The sequence below is a fragment of the Streptomyces zhihengii genome, assembly GCF_016919245.1.
GTDB lineage: Bacteria > Actinomycetota > Actinomycetes > Streptomycetales > Streptomycetaceae > Streptomyces > Streptomyces zhihengii.
Window position 1 is genome coordinate 1,445,158 of sequence record NZ_JAFEJA010000002.1, and the last position, 18,955, is coordinate 1,464,112.

At 73.0% G+C, this 18,955-nt stretch carries 14 protein-coding genes; 9 read left to right on the plus strand and 5 right to left on the minus strand.

All coding sequences use genetic code 11. The annotated features are described in order from the left end of the window. Positions 1-142: 142 nt before the first annotated feature. Positions 143-2,182, minus strand: a complete 2,040-nt coding sequence (locus JE024_RS33785) for a bifunctional aldolase/short-chain dehydrogenase (RefSeq protein ID WP_205377683.1) — start codon at positions 2,180-2,182, stop codon at positions 143-145. Positions 2,183-2,299: 117 nt separating this feature from the next. Next, positions 2,300-3,460 carry an L-rhamnose isomerase gene (rhaI, locus tag JE024_RS33790; RefSeq protein ID WP_205377684.1) on the minus strand — a complete coding sequence of 387 codons (1,161 nt, stop codon included), beginning with the start codon at positions 3,458-3,460 and terminating at the stop codon, positions 2,300-2,302. A gap of 277 nt (positions 3,461-3,737) precedes the next feature. Between rhaI and JE024_RS33795 the strand changes: the two genes are divergently transcribed. The 5 genes from JE024_RS33795 (at position 3,738) to JE024_RS33815 (ending at position 9,680) form a co-directional block, all read left to right on the plus strand. Then, positions 3,738-5,255, plus strand: coding sequence for a sugar ABC transporter ATP-binding protein (locus tag JE024_RS33795; RefSeq protein WP_205377685.1), 1,518 nt, complete (start codon positions 3,738-3,740; stop codon positions 5,253-5,255). Then, positions 5,252-6,331, plus strand: coding sequence for an ABC transporter permease (locus JE024_RS33800; protein ID WP_205377686.1), 1,080 nt, complete (start codon positions 5,252-5,254; stop codon positions 6,329-6,331). Before JE024_RS33795 ends, JE024_RS33800 begins: the two co-directional genes overlap by 4 nt. Then, the gene (locus JE024_RS33805; RefSeq protein WP_205377687.1) at positions 6,324-7,340 is read left to right on the plus strand and encodes an ABC transporter permease; all 1,017 of its coding nucleotides are present in this window, start codon (positions 6,324-6,326) and stop codon (positions 7,338-7,340) included. Before JE024_RS33800 ends, JE024_RS33805 begins: the two co-directional genes overlap by 8 nt. Positions 7,341-7,457: 117 nt before the next feature. Then, a complete protein-coding gene (gene rhaS / locus JE024_RS33810; protein WP_205377688.1) occupies positions 7,458-8,537 on the plus strand; it encodes a rhamnose ABC transporter substrate-binding protein in 1,080 nt (359 codons plus the stop codon). Between the two features lie 117 nt (positions 8,538-8,654). Then, on the plus strand, positions 8,655-9,680 hold the full coding sequence (locus JE024_RS33815; protein ID WP_205377689.1) for a LacI family DNA-binding transcriptional regulator: 1,026 nt from the start codon (positions 8,655-8,657) through the stop codon (positions 9,678-9,680). Between the two features lie 144 nt (positions 9,681-9,824). Here the strand turns inward: JE024_RS33815 and JE024_RS33820 are convergent, their stop codons facing one another. The 3 genes from JE024_RS33820 to JE024_RS33830 form a co-directional block, all read right to left on the minus strand. Beyond that, complete coding sequence (locus JE024_RS33820; RefSeq protein ID WP_205377690.1) at positions 9,825-10,994, minus strand: alanine--tRNA ligase-related protein; 1,170 nt, start codon at positions 10,992-10,994, stop codon at positions 9,825-9,827. A 222-nt stretch (positions 10,995-11,216) separates the two neighbouring features. Then, entirely contained in the window at positions 11,217-11,408 is a 192-nt protein-coding gene (locus JE024_RS33825; protein WP_205377691.1) for a DUF1737 domain-containing protein, read from the minus strand. 12 nt (positions 11,409-11,420) lie between these two features. Continuing rightward, positions 11,421-12,470 carry a saccharopine dehydrogenase NADP-binding domain-containing protein gene (locus JE024_RS33830; protein WP_205377692.1) on the minus strand — a complete coding sequence of 350 codons (1,050 nt, stop codon included), beginning with the start codon at positions 12,468-12,470 and terminating at the stop codon, positions 11,421-11,423. Positions 12,471-12,583: 113 nt separating this feature from the next. Here JE024_RS33830 and JE024_RS33835 point away from each other — a divergent pair, with 113 nt between their 5' ends. From JE024_RS33835 to JE024_RS33850, 4 genes are all read left to right on the plus strand, one after another. Beyond that, on the plus strand, positions 12,584-13,540 hold the full coding sequence (locus JE024_RS33835) for a helix-turn-helix domain-containing protein (protein WP_205377693.1): 957 nt from the start codon (positions 12,584-12,586) through the stop codon (positions 13,538-13,540). A 311-nt stretch (positions 13,541-13,851) separates the two neighbouring features. Continuing rightward, complete coding sequence (locus JE024_RS33840; protein WP_205377694.1) at positions 13,852-16,686, plus strand: PQQ-dependent sugar dehydrogenase; 2,835 nt, start codon at positions 13,852-13,854, stop codon at positions 16,684-16,686. 20 nt (positions 16,687-16,706) lie between these two features. Further along, positions 16,707-18,548: a ThuA domain-containing protein gene (locus tag JE024_RS33845; protein WP_244883354.1), complete on the plus strand. Its 1,842-nt coding sequence runs from the start codon at positions 16,707-16,709 to the stop codon at positions 18,546-18,548. A gap of 119 nt (positions 18,549-18,667) precedes the next feature. Next, positions 18,668-18,949, plus strand: a complete 282-nt coding sequence (locus JE024_RS33850; RefSeq protein ID WP_205377695.1) for a hypothetical protein — start codon at positions 18,668-18,670, stop codon at positions 18,947-18,949. The last annotated feature ends 6 nt before the right edge of the window (positions 18,950-18,955 follow it).

Here is an 18,955-nt window from a genome sequence, read left to right on the forward strand (position 1 = left end):
GCGAAGGGGTGGATGCCCCGGACGCCCGGCCGGTCGGGCCACGGCCCGGCGTCCGGGGAGTGCGGCCGGGGCCGCCCCGGTGCGGACGGGACGGCCCCGGAGAGGGCCCGCGGCGCCCGGTCCGGGCACCGCGGGCCGGGTTTCAGCGCAGGAAGGCGGCGGCGACGCCGGCGTCGACGGGGATGTGGAGTCCGGTGGTGTGGGTGAGGTCGCCGCCGGTGAGGGCGAAGACGGCGTTCGCGACGTGTTCGGGCAGGACTTCGCGCTTGAGGATGGTGCGCTGGGCGTAGAACTCGCCGAGCTTGTCCTCCTCGATGCCGTAGGTGGCCGCCCGCTGGGCGCCCCAGCCCGCGGCGAAGATGCCGGAGCCGCGGACGACGCCGTCGGGGTTGACGCCGTTGACGCGGATGCCGTGCTCGCCGAGTTCGGCGGCGAGCAGGCGGACCTGGTGGGCCTGGTCGGCCTTGGTGGCGGAGTAGGCGATGTTGTTCGGGCCGGCGAAGACGGCGTTCTTGGAGGCGATGTAGACGATGTCGCCGCCGAGCTTCTGCGCGGCCATCAGCCGGGCGGCCTCGCGGGAGACGAGGAAGGAGCCGCGGGCCATGATGTCGTGCTGGAGGTCCCAGTCGCGGGAGCTGGTCTCCAGCAGCGGCTTGGAGATGGAGATGCCGGCGTTGTTGACGACCAGGTCGACGCCGCCGAAGGCGAGAGCGGCCTGGTCGAACGCGGCGGTGATCTGCTCCTCGGAGGTGACGTCGACGGTGACGGCGACGGCGGTGTCCGGTCCGCCCAGCTCATCGGCGACGGCGGCGGCGTTCTCGGCGTTCAGGTCGGCGACGACGACACAGGCGCCCTCGGCCGCGAGCCGGTGGGCGATCGCCCTGCCGATGCCGGAGCCGGCGCCGGTGACGAGCGCGACCCGGGTGGCGAGCGGCTTGGGCTTCGGCATCCGCTGGAGCTTGGCCTCCTCCAGCGCCCAGTACTCGATGCGGAACTTCTCCGACTCCTCGATCGGCGCATAGGCGGAGACGGCCTCCGCGCCCCGCATCACGTTGATCGCGTTGAGGTAGAACTCGCCCGCGACCCGGGCGGTCTGCTTGTCCTTGCCGAAGGAGAACATGCCCACCCCGGGCACCAGCACGATCGCCGGGTCCGCGCCGCGCATCGCGGGCGAGTCCGGGGCGGCGTGCCGCTCGTAGTAGGCGGCGTACTCCTGCCGGTAGGCGGTGTGCAGCTCGCTCAGCCGGGCGACCGCTTCCTCCAGCGGGGCGGTGGGGGGCAGGTCGAGGACCAGCGGGCGGACCTTGGTGCGCAGGAAGTGGTCGGGGCAGGAGGTGCCGAGCGCGGCGAGGCGGGGGTGTTCGGCGCGGGAGGTGAAGTCCAGCACCGTGTCCGAGTCGTCGAAGTGGCCGACCTGCGGCCGGTCCTTGGAGGCGACGGCGCGGATGTGCGGGGCGAGCGCGGCCGCGCGCTCGCGGCGCTCGGCCTCGGGCAGCGGCTGGTAGCCGTCGAGGAGGGGGCCGAACGGCTCGGGGCGGCCCTTTTCGGCCAGGAACGATTCGGCGGTGCGGATGATGTGCAGCGAGTTGGCCTCGCACTCCTCGCTGGTGTCGCCCCAGGCGGTGATGCCGTGGCCGCCCAGGACGCAGCCGATCGCCTGCGGGTTGGCCGCCTTCACCGCCGCGATGTCCAGGCCGAGCTGGAAGCCCGGCCTGCGCCAGGGCACCCACACCACACGGTCGCCGAAGCACTCGGCGGTCAGCTTCTCGCCGTCCGCCGCGCAGGCCAGCGCGATACCGGAGTCGGGGTGGAGGTGGTCGACATGGGCGGCGTCGACCAGACCGTGCATCGCGGTGTCGATCGACGGCGCGGCACCGCCCTTGCCGTGCAGGCAGTAGTCGAACGCGGCGACCATCTCGTCCTCGCGCTCCACACCCGGGTAGACGCCCTCCAGCGCGCGCAGCCGGTCCAGGCGCAGCGCCGCCAGCCCGCCCTCGGTCAGCGTTCCGAGGTCGCCGCCGGAGCCCTTCACCCACATCAGCTCCACCGCACCGCCGGTCACCGGATCGGTGCCGGTGCCCTTCGCGGAGGTGTTGCCGCCGGCGTAGTTGGTGTTCCGGGGATCGGCGCCGAGCCGATGCGACCGGGCGAGCAGCGAAACGGCTTCGGGATGAGATGCCATGGTGGTTGTCCTTCTCGGGCGGATCTGCGGGTACGGGGCAGCGCCGGTCGCGTGCGTCCGCGGTGTGCGGCCGCCCGGCCGTGGGCAGGGTGGGGCGGGTGGGCTCCAGGGCGTGGGTCAGGCTCCCCAGCCGGCCTGCTGTCCGCCGACGCGCGCGCCGGTGATCTTCTCGGCCCAGCCGGAGCGGCGGTAGGCGCCCATCGGGTCGGGGTCGAGGCCGAGTTCGCTCCGGACCTCGGCGAGCAGCGGGCGGACGTCGGTGTTGTAGGCGTCCATCAGGACGCCGTTGGCGGCGAGTACGTCCCCGGCCGCCTGGGCCGCCGCGAGGGCGTCGCGGTCGACGAGGAGCGCCTTGGCGGTCGCCTCCTGCACGTTCATCACCGAGCGGATGATCGCCGGAATCTTCGCCTCGATGTTGTGGCACTGGTCGAGCATGAACGCCACCTCGGGGGTGAACCCGCCCCCGCGCACCACCTCGTACATGATCCGGAAGAGCTGGAACGGGTCCGCGGCGCCCGCCATCAGGTCGTCGTCCGCGTAGAAACGGGAGTTGAAGTCGAAACCGCCGAGCTTGTCCTCGCGCAGCAGCGAGGCGACGATGAACTCGATGTTGGTGCCCGGCGCGTGGTGCCCGGTGTCCACCACGACCTGCGCCTTCGGCCCCAGCTTCAGGCAGTGCGCGTACGCGGTCCCCCAGTCCGGGACATCGGTGCTGTAGAACGCCGGCTCGAAGAACTTGTACTCCAGCAGCATCCGCTGGTCGTCGCCCAGCCGGGCGTACACCTCCGCGAGCGCCTCGGCCAGCCGGTCCTGACGCGCCCGGATGTCGTCCTGCCCCGGGTAGTTGGTCCCGTCGGCGAACCACAGCTTCAGATCCCGCGACCCGGTCGCGTCCATCACGTCCACGCACTCCAGCAGATGGTCCACCGCCTTCCGCCGCACCGCCGCCTCCGGATGGCAGACACTGCCCAGCTTGTAGTCGTCGTCCTGGAAGGTGTTGGAGTTGATCGCGCCCAGCCGCACCCCGAGCCCCTCGGCATGCGCGGCGAGCGCCGCGTAGTCGTCGACCCTGTCCCAGGGAATGTGCAGGGCCACCGTCGGCGCCGCGCCCGTGAACTCGTGGACCTTCGCCGCGTCCTCGATCTTCTCCTGCGGCGTGCGGGGCACACCCGCTTGCGCGAACACCTTGAAACGCGTCCCGGAGTTGCCGTACGCCCACGACGGTGTCTCGACGGCCTGGGTCTTGAGCGCGGCCTTCACCGCGGCGAGGTCGGTCACTTCGGGACTCCTGAAGTCATGCGTCGGCGAAGGAGCGTGGACTCCTGCCAGGCGAGCGAGTGAAACGATTCATGGGGAAGCTAGGGTGCCGCGCCGGGACTGTCAACCCCCGAGAAACACGCGCGCAGTGTGACCGAAATGCAACTCTTTCCTGCCGACGGTTTTCCTCCGGACCCATTGACTCCGCCCATCGGTGCTGCATAACGTCCCGGCAACCCAATTGAAACCTTTCACGATGCCGTGACGGACTACCCGCCGGTGTCGTCGAGGAGTCCCCATGAGCCACCCGTCCCGTCCGGGACCCGCGCCGGTGCTGGCGCTGAAGGACGTCGCCAAGTCCTTCGGTGCCGTTCGCGCCCTCAAAGGCGTGTCCCTGGAGCTGTTCCCCGGCGAGGTGCACGCCCTCGCCGGCGAGAACGGCGCGGGCAAGTCGACGCTGATCAAGACGCTGGCCGGGGTGCACCGACCGGACGCCGGCCAGGTGCTGCTCGACGGCGGGCCCGTCGCCTTCAACGGCCCCGGCGACGCCCGCGACGCCGGTATCGCCGTGATCTACCAGGAGCCCACGCTCTTCCCGGACCTGTCGATCGCGGAGAACATCTTCATCGGCCGCCAGCCCCGTCGGGGCCTCGGCCGCATCGACCACAAGGCCACCCACGCCGCCACCGTCGCCCTGATGTCCCGCCTGGGCGTGGACCTCGACCCCGAGCGCCCCGCGCGCGGCCTGTCCATCGCCGACCAGCAGATCGTGGAGATCGCCAAGGCGCTCTCCTTCGACGCCCGTGTCCTGATCATGGACGAGCCGACCGCCGCGCTCACCGGCAGCGAGGTGGCCCGCCTCTTCGGCGTCGTCCGCACCCTGCGCGAACAGGGCGCCGCCGTGCTGTTCATCTCCCACCGCCTGGAGGAGATCTTCGAGATCTGCGAGCGGGTCACCACCCTGCGCGACGGTGCCTGGATCGCCTCCGAACCGCTCGCCGGCATGGCCGAGGACGACCTCGTGCGCCGGATGGTCGGCCGCGACCTCGACGAGCTCTACCCCAAGCAGGACGTGGTGCCGGGCGAGGTCGCCCTGAGCGTGCGCCGCCTCACCCGGGAGGGCGTCTTCACCGACGTCTCCTTCGAGGTGCGCAGCGGGGAGATCGTCGGCCTCGCCGGACTCGTCGGGGCCGGCCGCACCGAGGTCGCCCGCGCCGTCTTCGGCATCGACCGCTGGGACGCGGGCGAGGTCGAGGTCAAGGGCCGCGCGCTGACCAACGGCGCCCCCTCCACCGCCATGGCGGCCGGGCTCGCCCTCGTCCCGGAGGACCGCAGGGCGCAGGGCCTGGTGATGGACATGTCCATCGAGCGCAACATCGGCCTCACCGGACTGCGCACCACCGTGAAGGCCGGTCTGGTGGACCGCGGCGCCGAGCGCAGCCGCTCGCTCGACTGGGCCCTCCGGCTCCAGGTCAAGTACGCCCGTATCGCCGACGCCGTCTCCACGCTCTCCGGCGGCAACCAGCAGAAGGTCGTCCTCGCCAAGTGGCTCGCCACCGGACCCGAGGTGCTGATCGTCGACGAGCCCACCCGCGGCATCGACGTCGGCACCAAGGCCGAGGTGCACCGGCTGCTGTCGCAGCTCGCCGCCGACGGGGTCGCCGTCCTGATGATCTCCTCCGACCTCCCCGAGATCCTCGGCATGGCCGACCGCGTGCTGGTGATGCACGAGGGCCGGCTCACCGCCGAGATCCCCCGATCCGACGCCACCGAGGAGACCGTGATGGCCGCAGCCACCGGGAGGGCCGCCGCATGACGGTCTCCGCCCCCGCACGACCGCCCCTCGCCGAGGCGCCCAAGTCCGGCGGCACCCGCCTGGTCGACCGCGTCTTCAAGATGCGCGAACTCGCCATCCTGCTTGTCTTCCTGGTGATGATCGGCATCACCCAGGCCGGCAACAGCGAGTTCCTCTCCGAGCAGGGCGTCAAGGACCTGCTGCTCAACGCCACCATCCTGGTGCTCGTCGCGGTCGGCCAGTCCCTGGTCGTCATCACCCGCAACGTCGACCTCTCGGTCGGCTCCACCCTCGGCATCAGCGCCTTCGCCGCCGGCACCTGGCTCCAGGGCGGCGGGCACCCCGTCGTCGCCGTGCTGCTCGCCGTGCTGATGGGCACCGGCTTCGGGCTGCTCAACGGGCTGCTCGTCAGCCTCGGCCAGGTGCCCGCCCTGGTGGTGACCCTCGGCACGCTCTACATCATCCGCGGCATCGACTCCATCTGGGTCGGCTCCCGCCAGATCACCGCGGCCGACCTCCCGGGCGGCTTCGTCGACTTCGGCTCCGGCGGCGTCTCGGCCGTGCCGTGGCTCGCGATGATCGCGCTGGGCGTCCTGGTGGCCACCGCGTACTACATGAAGCACTTCGTGAGCGGCCGGGAGCTGTACGCCCTCGGCTCGAACCCGGAGGCCGCCCGGCTCGCCGGCATCCCCGTCCGCAAGCGCATCCTCGCCGCCTACACCTTCTGCGGCGCGCTCGCCGGACTCGCCGGCGTCCTGTACCTCGCCCGGTTCGGCAACGTCGACTCGGGCACCGGCAACGGCTACGAACTCACCGTCGTCAGCGCGGTCGTCGTCGGCGGCGTCGTCTTCACCGGCGGCTCCGGCAGCGTCTACGGCGCCGCCCTCGGCGCGCTCCTGCTGACCTCCATCAACAGCGTCCTGCCCGCCCTCGGCGTCAGCTCCGTGTGGGTGCTCGCCATCAACGGCGTGCTGCTCCTGCTCGCCATCGCCGTGGACCGGATCGTCGCCCTGCGCGTCGCCACGGCCCTCAAGAAGAAGTCGGCACACGTCGAACTCCCGCCAACCCCGCAGAAGGGGGACACCCGCCATGCCTGAGTCCCTGACCCGCGCCATCCGGTGGGACACGGTCGTCGGCGCCCTCCTGATCGTCCTGCTCCTGCTGTCCTTCGGCTTCGTGGACGGCTTCGGCAACGCCCTCAACCTGTCCTTCCTGATCGGCAACACCCTGCCGATCGCGCTCATCGCGCTGCCCATGACGCTGCTGGTCGTCTCCGGCGAGATCGACCTCTCCGTCGCCTCCACGGCCGGCCTGTCCGGTGCCGTCATGGGCGCCCTGTGGAACCAGGGCATGACCATCGAGACGATCATCCCGATCTGCCTGCTGCTCGGCGTGGTGTGCGGGCTGGTCAACGGCCTCCTGGTCACCCGGCTCGGCCTGCCCTCCCTCGCCGTCACCATCGGCACCCTCGCCGCCTACCGCGGCATCGCGCAGATCGTCCTCGGCTCCGACGCGGTGACCGACTTCCCCTCGCAGTACCTGGAGTTCGCCGCCGGCCGGGTCGGCGAGACCTTCCTCCCGCAGGCCTTCCTGCCCTTCCTGGTGCTGCTCGCCATCGCCGTCGTCACCTTGCACGCCACCCCCTTCGGCCGCTCGCTGTTCGCCGTCGGCGCGAACGAGGAGGCCGCGCGCTTCGCCGGCATCCGCGTCCGGCGGCAGAAGCTGCTGCTGTTCACCGTGACCGGCATGATGGCCTCCCTCACCGGTGTGTTCTGGGCCCTGCACTACGCCAGCGCCCGCTACGACAACGCCACCGGCCTCGAACTGTCCGTCGTCGCCGCCGTCCTGCTCGGCGGCATCGACTTCGACGGCGGCAAGGGCACCCTCGGCGGCGCGATCGCGGGCGTCTTCCTGCTCGGCGCGCTCCAGAACGTGATGAGCCTCCAGGACGTCTCCGCCCAGTCCCAGATCGTCGTCACCGGCATCCTGCTCGTGCTGTCCGTGCTCGGACCCCGCGTCGCACGGCAGGTCTCCGTCGCCAGGGCGGGGCGCAGAGCCGCGGCCGGGAAACCACCGGCCCCGGCCCAGGCGCCCACGTCCACCTGACGGCGCCCCGCACCCCACCGGGCACCCCACGCCCGCACCGCATGTCCCACCGGGCACCCCACGCCCGCACCGCACCACCCACTCCGCACACCCCACCCTCACCGAGGAGCCCCCGTCATGCGCAAGAGAAGCCTCCGCCGTTCCTGCGCGGCGCTCGCCGCCGTCACCTCGCTCGCCCTCGCCGTCACCGCCTGCGGCGGCACCTCGAAGGAGGACGTGCAGAAGGAGGGCGGCGCGGCCGCCGCGGCCGGCAAGGCCGACCCGAACGCCGAGACCAAGAAGGGCCTCACCGTCGGCTTCCTGCCCAAGCAGGTCAACAACCCCTACTTCACCACCGCGGACAAGGGCGGCGAGAAGGCGCTCAAGGAGCTCGGCTCGTCCTTCAAGGAGGTCGGCCCGTCCAGCGGCACCGACACCTCCGGCCAGGTCTCCTACGTCAACACCCTGACCCAGCAGCAGGTCGACGCGATGGCGGTGTCGGCGCAGGACCCGGGCGCGCTGTGCACGGCGCTGAAGCAGGCCATGGGCAACGGCATCAAGGTCGTCACCTACGACTCCGACACCCGGGCCGACTGCCGGCACGCCTTCGTCTCGCAGGCGTCCGCGGAGGACCTGGGCCGCACCGAGGTGCAGCTCCTGGCGGAGCAGATCGGCTTCAAGGGCGAGATCGCGATCCTGTCGGCCGCGCAGACCGCGACGAACCAGAACACCTGGATCGAGTTCATGAAGAAGGAACTCGAGGACCCGAAGTACAAGGACATCGAGCTGGTCAAGGTCGCGTACGGCAACGACGACGCCCAGCAGTCCTTCCAGCAGACCCAGGGCCTGCTCCAGGAGTACCCGAACCTGAAGGGGATCATCTCCCCGACCACCGTCGGCATCAAGGCCGCCGCGCAGTACCTGTCGGGCTCCAAGTACAAGGGCAAGGTCAAGCTCACCGGCCTGGGCACGCCCAACGACATGCGCACCTACGTGAAGAACGGCACCGTCGAGGCGTTCGAGCTGTGGGACCCGGCCGCGCTGGGCGACCTGGCCGCGCGGACCGCGGTCGCGCTGGCGTCGGGCCAGATCACCGGCCAGGAGGGCGAGACGTTCACCGCCGGCACGACGACGTACACCATCGGCAAGGACGGCGTGATCAACCTGGGCAAGCCGACCGTGTTCGACGCGAAGAACATCGACTCGTTCGACTTCTGAGCCGCGGCCCCGTGACCGCCCGTCCGGTCCCGCCCGCCCGGTTCTCCGCCCGGGCGCGGGGCCGGACGGGCGGGGCGACGGCCGCCCCGGCCGTCAGGACCTGGAGGAGAGGCGCCGATGTCCCAGTCGGTCAGCATGAAGGACGTCGCCCGCGCCGCCGGGGTCTCGGTGGGCACGGTCTCGAACGTCGTCAACCGCCCGGACACGGTCACCGCCGAGACCCGGACGCGGGTGCAGGGGGTGATCCGGCGGCTCGGCTACGTCCGCAGCGAGTCCGCCCGGCAACTGCGCGCCGGCCGCAGCCGGATCATGGGCATGCTCGTCCTCGACATGGGCAACCCCTTCTTCGTGGACGTGGCCCGCGGCGCCGAGCGCGCCGCACGCCGGGCCGGGCTCGGCGTGATGGTGTGCAACAGCGCCCAGGACCCGTCGGAGGAGGCCGAGTACCTCTCCCTCTTCGCCGAACAGCGGGTGCGGGGCGTGCTGATCACCCCGGCGGACGCCACCGGCCGCACCCTCCAGGCGTTCCGCCGCCACGGCATCCCCTTCGTGCTGGTCGACCGGGTCGCCGAGGACGCCGCCGAGTCGTCGGTGTCCGTGGACGACGTGGCGGGCGGGGCGATGGCGGTGCGCCATCTGATCCGGACGGGACACCGGTCCATCGCCTACGTCAGCGGCCCGGCCGGGCTCCGGCAGGTCCAGGACCGCCGCACCGGCGCCCGCCAGGCCTTCGCCGAGGCGGGCCTGGGCACCGACCGGCTGCACGAACTGCCCGCCGAACGCCTCGACGTGGTGGCCGGCCGCGACGCGGGCGCCCGTCTGCTCGGCCTCGCCGACCGTCCGACCGCCGTGTTCTGCGCCAACGACCTGCTCGCCCTCGGGGTGCTCCAGACCATGGTCGGGGTCGGCGTCCGCGTCCCCGAGGACATCGCCATCGTCGGCTACGACGACATCGAGTTCGCGGCGGCCGCCGCCGTCCCGCTCACCTCCGTCCGCCAGCCCGCCGTCTCCATGGGGGCGATGGCCGCCGAGCTGCTCCTGGAGGAGACCGAGCGCCCGGGCGCGGCACCGCGGACGGCCGGCGCCCGCCGGGTCGTGCTCCAGCCCGAACTGGTCGTCCGCCGCTCGACGCTGGTGCCCTGAGCACGGCACAACGGGAGCGCCCCCCCGGAGCCCCGGGCGCGGCCCCGGGAGAGCGCTGCCCCGTGCCCCGGTCGCGGCCCCGGGGGAGTGCCGTCCGCCGGTGCTCCGGGCGCGGCGCCGCGGGAGCGCCGTGCCCGCGCCGGGTCAGCCGTTCCGCAGGTCGGTCACGAGATCGCGGGGCAGCCCGTGGGTGTCGTGGAGGTAGCGCAGGTCCTCCTCGTCCAGCGGGCCCCGGAAGCGCGGACGGGCCAGCACCTGCCGGCCGCGCTCCAGCAGCCGCCGGAAGCGCCGCTCCTCGTCGTCCAGCATCCGGCGCACCTCCTCGGGGCTCCCGTCCTGCCGGAAGCGGTCCAGGGTGTGCTCCACCAGCTCCTTCGGCAGGTCGCCGAGTCCGCGTGAGAAATCGTCCCGCCGGAGCACCGTGAGCACCCGCCGCACCAGCCGGCGCAGCACGTAGCCGCGCCCGGTGGCGGCCGGGCGCACCCCGTCGGCCGTCATCACCACGGCCGACCGCAGATGGTCGCAGACCAGCCGCAGCGACGGCACGTCCAGGCCGGGCCACAGCAGCGGCACCTCCCGGAGCCAGGGGGCGAACACATCGCACTCGAACACCGAGGCGCGGCCCTGGAGCACGGCGGCGAGGCGTTCGAGACCGAGCCCGGTGTCGATGCTGCGCAGGGGCAGCGGCACCAGCGAGCCGTCGTCGAGCCGCCGGTGACGCATCATCACGTGGTTCCACACCTCCACCCAGCGGTCGTCGCCCGTGGGGGTGGACTCGGGAGGGGTGTCGCCGGTCCACAGGAAGATCTCCGAATCGGGCCCGCAGGGGCCGGTCGGCCCGTTGTCCCACCAGTTGTCCCCGGTGGTGTGCTCCACCGGCACCCCGAGTTCCTCCCAGAGCTCCTGCGAGGCGGTGTCCGGCCCCACCTGCCCGTCGCCGCCGAACACCGTGGCGTGCAGCAGCCGGTGCGGGACGCCGAAGCCCTCGGTGAGCAGCCCGTGGGCCCAGCGCAGACTGACCGGCCCCTCGTAGTCGCCGAGCGACCAGCTCCCGAGCATCTCGAAGACGGTGAGATGGGTCGGGTCGCCGACCTCCTCCAGGTCGGTCGTGCGCAGACACCGCTGCACACCGGCCAGCCGGGTGCCGAGCGGATGCGGGCGCCCCGTCAGGTACTCGGTGAGCGGGTGCATGCCCGAGGTGGTGAACAGCACCGGGTCGCCCGGCGGCCGTACCAGTGTCGAGCCGTCGATCAGGGCGTGTCCGCGTTCCTCGTAGTACGACGTGAACGTGCGGACGACGGTCTCGGTGTCCATGGTGGCTCCTTCGCGTCACAGCGGTCGGGCGCCGGACAACGGTCCGTGTCACCGGAACCGGGCGAGGAGGCCACGGAACCACCGGCGGACCGTTTCCGGTCGCCGGTGGGGTGGGGGTACGTCAGACGGCGGCGGCCGGCGAGCTGGTCGCTCGCGCGGTCGCGGTGATGCGTGGGCCGGTGACGTTCATACCGCCGAGGATAGCGCCGCGGCCCGGGCGGGTCACCCGGATTTCCGCCCGGACCACACGACGGCCTGGGCCACGACCACCCGCTGCCCGTCGAAGGTGACCGCCGGCCCCTCGTGGAGCCGGTAGCCCAGCTCCAGTGCCTCGCTCACCCGGTGGCAGAACGCCGAGTCGTCCGGGCCGGTCAGGACGCGGTAGACGGGCAGCCCGTCCGGAGGTGTCGTCATACGGCGACCCTGTCACACCCCGTCCGCGCCCCCGCCGGCCAGGTCTGTGGTCAGGTGCGCGGAGAGCGCGCCGAGGAAGGCGGGGGCGTCGAAGAGCTCCCCCGCCGAGCGGACGCCCGCCGCCCCGGCCCCGCCCGCGAGGACACGTGCCACCGCCTCCACCGCCAGCGGCGCGCTGACCGCGTAGATGTCCCGCCCGCTCGCCGCCGCCCGCCGCTCGGCGCCGCCGCGCCGGACCACGACGTCCACGGTGAACGTCTGCGCCGAACGCCCCCGTTCGTCGGCCGCCACGGGCGCCGGGGTGCCGGGGGCCGACAGGTCGCCGACGGCCTCGGCGGTCATCCAGGTGCGCACCTCCGGGACGTCCAGATGCCGGGGGAGGGTCACCACATCGGCCATGGTCATCTCGCGCAGGGTGCGCGTGTCCTCGCCGGGGAAGGTCCACTCCCGGGTCGCGGGGGCCGCGTCCCCGTACTCCAGACGTCCGCCCGTCCAGCGGACCCCCCGGCCGCCGCGCCGCTCGCGGGAGACCGCGCCGGCCGACCGGGTCCCGGCCGTCGGGTGCCAGTCGCTCAGGCCGTAGGCGACATGCACCTCGTCGGCCGACGCCCAGTCGCCCATCGCGGCGGTCGCCAGCAGGTCGCCCAGGCCGCCGAAGAACGCCATCGCGGGGACCACCACCACGCCTGCCTCGCGGGCCCGCTCGCCGAAGTGCGCGAACGTGTCCGCGTTGGCCTCGATCTCGGCCGCCACGTCCACGTAGGGGATGCCCGCGCGCAGCGCCGCCTCGATCAGCGGGGCCGCCGTCGTGGCGAACGGTCCCGCGCAGTTGACGACGGCCGCCGCGCCGGCGAGCGCGCGGTCCAGCGAGGCCGGGTCGTCCACCGACGCGGGCCGCACGGATTCCGGGGCCGCGCCGGCGGAACCGGCCAGTTCCTCCAGCCTCGCCGCGTCCCGGCCGGACAGCAGCGGCAGGAAGCCGCGGTCCCGCAGTTCCGCCACCACGAACCGCCCCGTGTGCCCGTACGCCCCGAACACCGCGACCGTCTGACCCGCGCTCATGACCTGCTCCTTCTCGTGTTCCGTCGTTCCGTCGATCCGCTGCTGAACATCCTGGCCGGACGGCCGGCTCCGGCGTGAGTGTCCGGAACGACATGACCCGTACACTTCCGGACATGACCACTGTCGCGCTGGCCCTCACCGAGGGGATGCTCCACTTCGAACTCGCCGTGGCCTACGAGGTGTTCGGAGGCGTCCCGGACGGTGTGGACGTGCCCTGGTACGACGTCGTCCTGTGCGGCCCCGGCACCGTGCGCGCCGGGCGCTTCGGCCTGGAGCCCGACGCCGGCCTGGACCGGCTGCGGGAGGCGGACACCGTGATCGTGCCGGGCTGGGCCGATGTCGACCGCCCGCCGCCCGCCGACCTGGTCGACGCGGTGCGCGCGGCGCACCACGCGGGCGCGCGGGTGGCCTCGCTGTGCACCGGCGCGTTCGTCCTCGCCGCGGCCGGCCTCCTGGACGGTCTGCGGGCGACCACCCACTGGGCCCACACCGACGTGCTGGCCGCCCGCCACCCCCGGGTGGAGGTCGACCCGGACGTCCTCTACGTGGACAACGGCACCGTCCTCACCTCGGCGGGCAAGGCCGCCGCGCTCGATCTCTGCCTCCACCTGGTCCGCCTCGACCACGGCTCGTCCGTCGCCAACGCCGCCGCCCGCCGGCTGGTCGTCCCGCCCCACCGGGCGGGCGGCCAGGCCCAGTTCGTGACCACGCCCGTCCCCGAGCGGGACTCCCATCCGCTCACCGCGCTCTTCCCCTGGGTGCTGGCCCGCCTCGATCAGCCGCTGAGCGTGGAGGACCTCGCGCGCCGCGCCCGGATGAGTTCGCGCACCCTCGGCCGCCACTTCCGGGCCGCCACCGGGACCACCCCGCTCCAGTGGCTGCTGACCCAGCGCATCCGCCGCGCCCAGGAACTGCTGGAGACCACCGACCAGAGCGTGGACGCCGTCGCGGCCGCCACCGGGATGGGCACCGCCACGACCCTGCGCCGGCACTTCCACCGGACCGTCGGCGTCCCGCCGGACACCTACCGCCGGACCTTCCGCACCGGCCCGGCCGCCCCCGGTTCCTGACCCGGCCGCCCGTCCGGCCCCCGACCCGGCCGGTAGCGGCGTCCGGACGCCGGACGCCGGACGCCGGACGTCGGACGTCGGCCGCCGGATGTCCGCCGGATGTCCGAAAACCTTTGTCCATCCGGTGGAAGAAGTTGGTGATTCCCGTGTCGAAGGGCTTACGCGGCACACCCCCGGCGCGCTAACTTCCCAACGGGCCAGGCAGGTTGACCACCACCCGGCCCGCACACCGGCGTGACGGCGCACGCCCGAGTTCTCCCCGGCGGATCCGCAGTGGACCCGTCGGCACCCCCCACCCCTGGGAGACTTCCGTGCGCCACAGATCCCCGCGTGCCCGCAGAGCCGCCGGGGCCACCGCCCTGGCACTCCTCACCGCCCTGCTGGCACCCATCGTCCCCACGGCATCGGCGGCGGCCCCCGCCCCCGCCGCGGCCGAGGAGTTCCAGCAGGTCACCCTCGCCAAGGGCGTCGCCGAGACCGGCGAGCCCATGACCATGGCCGTCCTGCCCGACCGCTCCGTCCTGCACACCTCCCGCGACGGCACCCTGCGGCTCACCGACGCCGCCGGGACCACCAAGGTCGCCGGCCGCCTCGACGTGTACAGCCACGACGAGGAGGGCCTCCAGGGCATCGGCGTGGACCCCGGCTTCACCGCCAACCGGCACGTGTACCTGTACTACGCGCCCAAGCTCGCCACACCCGGCGGCGACGCGCCCGGCGACGGGACGGCCGCCGACTTCGCGCCGTTCGACGGCGTCAACCGGCTCTCCCGCTTCACCCTGCGCACCGACGGCACGCTGGACACCGCCAGTGAGAAGACCGTGCTCGACGTCCCCGCCTCCCGCGGCATCTGCTGCCACGTCGGCGGCGACATCGACTTCGACGCCCAGGGGAACCTCTACCTGACCACCGGCGACGACACCAACCCCTTCGCCTCCGACGGCTACTCGCCGCTCGACGAGCGCGCCTCGCGCAACCCGGCCTTCGACGCCCAGCGCTCCAGCGGCAACACCAACGACCTGCGCGGCAAGGTGCTGCGCATCAAGGTGGCCGCCGACGGCTCCTACACCGTGCCCGCGGGCAACCTCTTCGCCCCCGGCACGGCGCGGACCCGCCCGGAGATCTACGCCATGGGCTTTCGCAACCCGTTCCGGATGAGCGTCGACAAGCAGACCGGCACCGTCTACCTCGGCGACTACGGCCCCGACGCCGGCACCGCGAGCGCCACCCGGGGACCGGCCGGACAGGTCGAGTTCAACCGGATCACCAAGGCGGGCAACTTCGGCTGGCCCTACTGCACCGGCGACAACGACGCCTACAACGACCACGACTTCGCCACCGGGAGCTCCGGCGCCCGCTTCGACTGCGCGGCACCCCGCAACACCTCGCCGCGCAACACGGGCCTGACCGAACTGCCGCCCGCGCAGCCCGCCTGGCTGCCGTACGACGGCGACTCGGTGCCCGAGTTCGGCGGCGGATCGGAATCGCCCATGGCCGGACCGGTCTACCGCTACGACGCCGGCTCGACCTCGGCCGTGAAGTTCCCCCAGAGCTACGACGGCCACTTCTTCGCCGGCGAGTTCGGCCGCAAGTGGATCCGCCGCGTCGCCCAGGACGGCGCCGGCACGATCCAGTCCATCAGCCCCTTCCCCTGGACCGGCACCCAGGTGATGGACATGGCCTTCGGCCCGGACGGCGCCCTGTACGTCCTCGACTACGGAACCGGCTACTTCAGCGGCGACCAGAACTCCGCCCTCTACCGCATCGAGCACATCACGGACGGCCGCTCGCCCGTCGCCCAGGCCGCCGCCGACCGCACCTCGGGCAAGGCGCCGCTCACCGTCGCCTTCTCCTCCGCCGGCTCCGCCGACCCCGACGGCGACACACTGCGCCACGCCTGGCGCTTCGGCGACGGCGCGACCTCCACCAGCGCCAACCCGAGCCACACGTACACCGCCAACGGCCGCTACACCGCCGAACTGACCGTCACCGACTCCACCGGCAAACAGGCCACCGCCTCGGTCCAGATCACCGTCGGCAACACCGCGCCGACCGTGAGGCTCGAACTCCCCGCGGACGGCAGCATCATCGACCCCGGCGCGGCGGTGCCCTTCAAGGTGACGGTGACCGACCCCGAGGACCCCGCCATCGACTGCTCGCGGGTGAAGGTCACCTTCATCATCGGCCACGACAGCCACGGCCACCCCCAGACCTCCGCCACCGGATGCTCGGGCACCGTGCAGACCATCGCCGACGGCGAGCACGACCCCAACGCCAACATTTTCGGTGTGTGGGACGCGGAGTACACCGACGGCGGCGCGGGCGGACAGCCCGCCCTCACCACCCACGACCAGCACATCAGCCAGCCCACCCACCGCCAGGGCGAACACTTCGGCGACTCCTCCGGCGTCCAGGTGGCCTCGCACGCGACCGCGCACGGCGGCCGGACGGTCGGCTACATCGACAACGGCGACTGGATCTCCTTCCGTCCCTACGCCCTCGGCAACGCCACCCGCTTCACCGCGCGGGTGTCGTCCGGCGGGGCGGGCGGCACCATCGAGGTACGCGCCGGCTCGCCCACCGGCACCCTGATGGGCACGGTCGCCGTCCCGGTGACCGGCGGCTGGGAGACCTTCCAGGAGGTCGGCACCCCGCTCACCGACCGGCCCGCCGGCACCACCTCGCTCCACCTCGTCTTCAAGGGCGGCGCCGGATCGCTGTTCGACCTCGACGACTTCCGCTTCACCGTCTCCGGCGCGCCGCCGGTGTCGTCGGCGGTGACGGGGGTGAACGGCAAGTGCCTGGACGTGGCGGGCGGTTCGGCCGTCGAGGGCACGCAGGTGCGGTTGTGGTCGTGCAACGGCTCGGCCGCGCAGCGGTGGGAGGTGCCGGGTGACGGGTCGGTGCGTGCGCTGGGCGGCTGTCTCGACGTGAGCGGCGGTGGTTCGGCGGACGGTACGAAGGTGCAGTGGTGGACGTGCAACGGGACGGGTGCGCAGCGCTGGGCGGCGCAGCCGGACGGTTCACTGCGCAATCCGCAGTCGGGCAAGTGCCTGGACGCGGAGGGCTCGACCTGGAACGACGGCACCCGGGTCCACCTGTGGACCTGCCACGACGGACCGAACCAGCGATGGATCCTGCCGTAGCAGGAAGGAGGCGACACACGATGCGACACCTCACACGACACCTCGCCCGACGCACCGCCCCCCGCGCCGCCGCACCGGGCGCGACGACGCCCCGGACGGTCCGGACACGGCGCCCCCTGGCCCGCGCGGGCGCCTGGCTCGGCGCGGCGGCCCTGCTCTGCGCGGGGGCCACGCTGCCCGCCACGGCGTCCGCGGCGGCCTCCGCCCCGGACCCCGCCCCGGAGCCCGCCGCGGCCGCGGCCGTGGCCGACCCCGCCTACCGGGTCCTGGCCTTCTCCAGGACGGCGGGCTTCCGCCACTCCTCCATCGACGACGGACTGGCCGCCCTGCGCGAACTGGGCGGCGCCAACAACTTCACCGTCGACGCCACCGAGGACCCCACCGCGTTCACCACCGCCAACCTCGCCCGCTACCGGGCCGTCGTCTTCCTCTCCACCACCGGCGACGTCCTCGACGGCACCCAGCAGACCGCGTTCGAGCAGTACATCCGCGCCGGCGGCGGCTACGTCGGTGTGCACGCCGCCGCCGACACCGAGTACGACTGGCCCTTCTACGCCGGGCTCGCGGGCGCCCTCTTCCAGTCCCACCCGCACAACCAGACCGCCACCGTCGAGGTCGAGAACCGCGCCCACGACGCCACCGCCCACCTCGGCACCACCTGGCAGCGCTTCGACGAGTGGTACAACTACCGCACCAACCCCCGCACCACCGCGCACGTCCTCGCCTCGCTGGACGAGTCCAGCTACACCGGCGGCTCCATGTCCGGCGACCACCCGATCGCCTGGTGCAAGGACTACGAGGGCGGCCGGGCCTTCTACACCGGCGGCGGCCACACCGACGAGTCCTACTCCGAGCCCGCCTTCCGCCGCCACGTCCTCGGCGGGATCCGCTGGGCCGCCGGCATGACCCGTGCCGACTGCCGCCCGGAGAACGGCTACGAACCGCTCTTCGAGAGCGGCACGGCCGGCTGGCGGCAGGCGGGCCCCGGCTCGTTCTCGCTCGCCGACTCCACCCTCACCTCGCAGGGCGGTCTCGGCCTGCTCTGGTACGCGGGCCGTGAACTGACCGGCGACTGGTCCCTCAAGCTGGACTGGCGCGCCGAGGGCGACGACAACTCCGGCGTCTTCGTCGGCTTCCCCGCGTCCGACGACCCCTGGTCGGCGGTGAACAACGGCTACGAGATCCAGATCGACGCGACCGACTCCCCGGACCGCACCACCGGCGCGGTCTACGGATTCCGGTCCGCCGACACCGCCGCCCGTGACGCGGCGCTCAACCCGCCCGGCGAATGGAACACCTACGAGATCAGGGTCACCGGCGAACGCCTGGAGGTCTTCCTCAACGGCACCCGCGTCAACGACTTCACCAACACCGACCCCGCCCGCAGCCTGCGCCAGGGCCACATCGGCCTCCAGAACCACGGCGACGGCGACACCGTCTCCTTCCGCGACGTCCGCCTCCGCGCCACCGGCGCACCGCCGGTGTCGTCGGCGGTGACGGGGGTGAACGGCAAGTGCCTGGACGTGGCGGGCGGTTCGGGTGTCGAGGGTGCTCAGGTGCGGTTGTGGTCGTGCAACGGGACGGCCGCGCAGCGGTGGGAGGTGCCGGGTGACGGGTCGGTGCGTGCGCTGGGCGGCTGTCTCGACGTGAGCGGCGGTGGTTCGGCGGACGGTACGAAGGTGCAGTGGTGGACGTGCAACGGGACGGGTGCGCAGCGCTGGGCGGCGCAGCCGGACGGTTCGCTGCGCAATCCGCAGTCGGGCAAGTGCCTGGACGCGGAGGGCTCGACCTGGAACGACGGCACCCGGGTCCACCTGTGGACCTGCCACACCGGTCCCAACCAGCGGTGGACCCTGCCCTGACGGACCCCGCACCGGCACGGTGCGGCAGGCGCCCGGGCCCATCCGCCCGGGCGCCCGCCCCACCCCGGGAACACCGCCCCGCACAGCCGTTGTCAGTGGCGGCTGCCAGGCTGGACCCCATGGACAGGGACCGGGACGAGGAACTGCTGCGGGGACGGGTCTACGGCACGGACCACGACGACCCCCGGCCCGGCCCGCGGCCGGGCCGCGTCTACGCGGAGCTGGTCGGCGGGCCGCTGGACGGACTGCTGCTCGACATCACCGGCCGCGCCCCGGGCGACGCGGGCACCGCCGCCGTCCTGCCCACGGAGCTCGGTGCCTTCGGCGCGGGCGGCCGGTCCGTGTACGAGCCGCGCCCGGGCGACCCCGGCCGCTACGACTGGTCCGCCGACGCCCCCTGACCCTCC

Excerpts from the sequence above, each read along its gene's own strand:
- JE024_RS33785 (WP_205377683.1), bottom strand. The coding sequence starts at position 2,182 with ATGGCATCTCATCCCGAAGCCGTTTCGCTGCTCGCCCGGTCGCATCGG.
- JE024_RS33795 (WP_205377685.1), top strand. The coding sequence starts at position 3,738 with ATGAGCCACCCGTCCCGTCCGGGACCCGCGCCGGTGCTGGCGCTGAAG.
- JE024_RS33800 (WP_205377686.1), top strand. The coding sequence starts at position 5,252 with ATGACGGTCTCCGCCCCCGCACGACCGCCCCTCGCCGAGGCGCCCAAG.
- JE024_RS33805 (WP_205377687.1), top strand. The coding sequence starts at position 6,324 with ATGCCTGAGTCCCTGACCCGCGCCATCCGGTGGGACACGGTCGTCGGC.
- rhaS (WP_205377688.1), top strand. The coding sequence starts at position 7,458 with ATGCGCAAGAGAAGCCTCCGCCGTTCCTGCGCGGCGCTCGCCGCCGTC.
- JE024_RS33815 (WP_205377689.1), top strand. The coding sequence starts at position 8,655 with ATGTCCCAGTCGGTCAGCATGAAGGACGTCGCCCGCGCCGCCGGGGTC.
- JE024_RS33820 (WP_205377690.1), bottom strand. The coding sequence starts at position 10,994 with ATGGACACCGAGACCGTCGTCCGCACGTTCACGTCGTACTACGAGGAA.
- JE024_RS33825 (WP_205377691.1), bottom strand. The coding sequence starts at position 11,408 with ATGACGACACCTCCGGACGGGCTGCCCGTCTACCGCGTCCTGACCGGC.
- JE024_RS33830 (WP_205377692.1), bottom strand. The coding sequence starts at position 12,470 with ATGAGCGCGGGTCAGACGGTCGCGGTGTTCGGGGCGTACGGGCACACG.
- JE024_RS33835 (WP_205377693.1), top strand. The coding sequence starts at position 12,584 with ATGACCACTGTCGCGCTGGCCCTCACCGAGGGGATGCTCCACTTCGAA.
- JE024_RS33845 (WP_244883354.1), top strand. The coding sequence starts at position 16,707 with ATGCGACACCTCACACGACACCTCGCCCGACGCACCGCCCCCCGCGCC.
- JE024_RS33850 (WP_205377695.1), top strand. The coding sequence starts at position 18,668 with ATGGACAGGGACCGGGACGAGGAACTGCTGCGGGGACGGGTCTACGGC.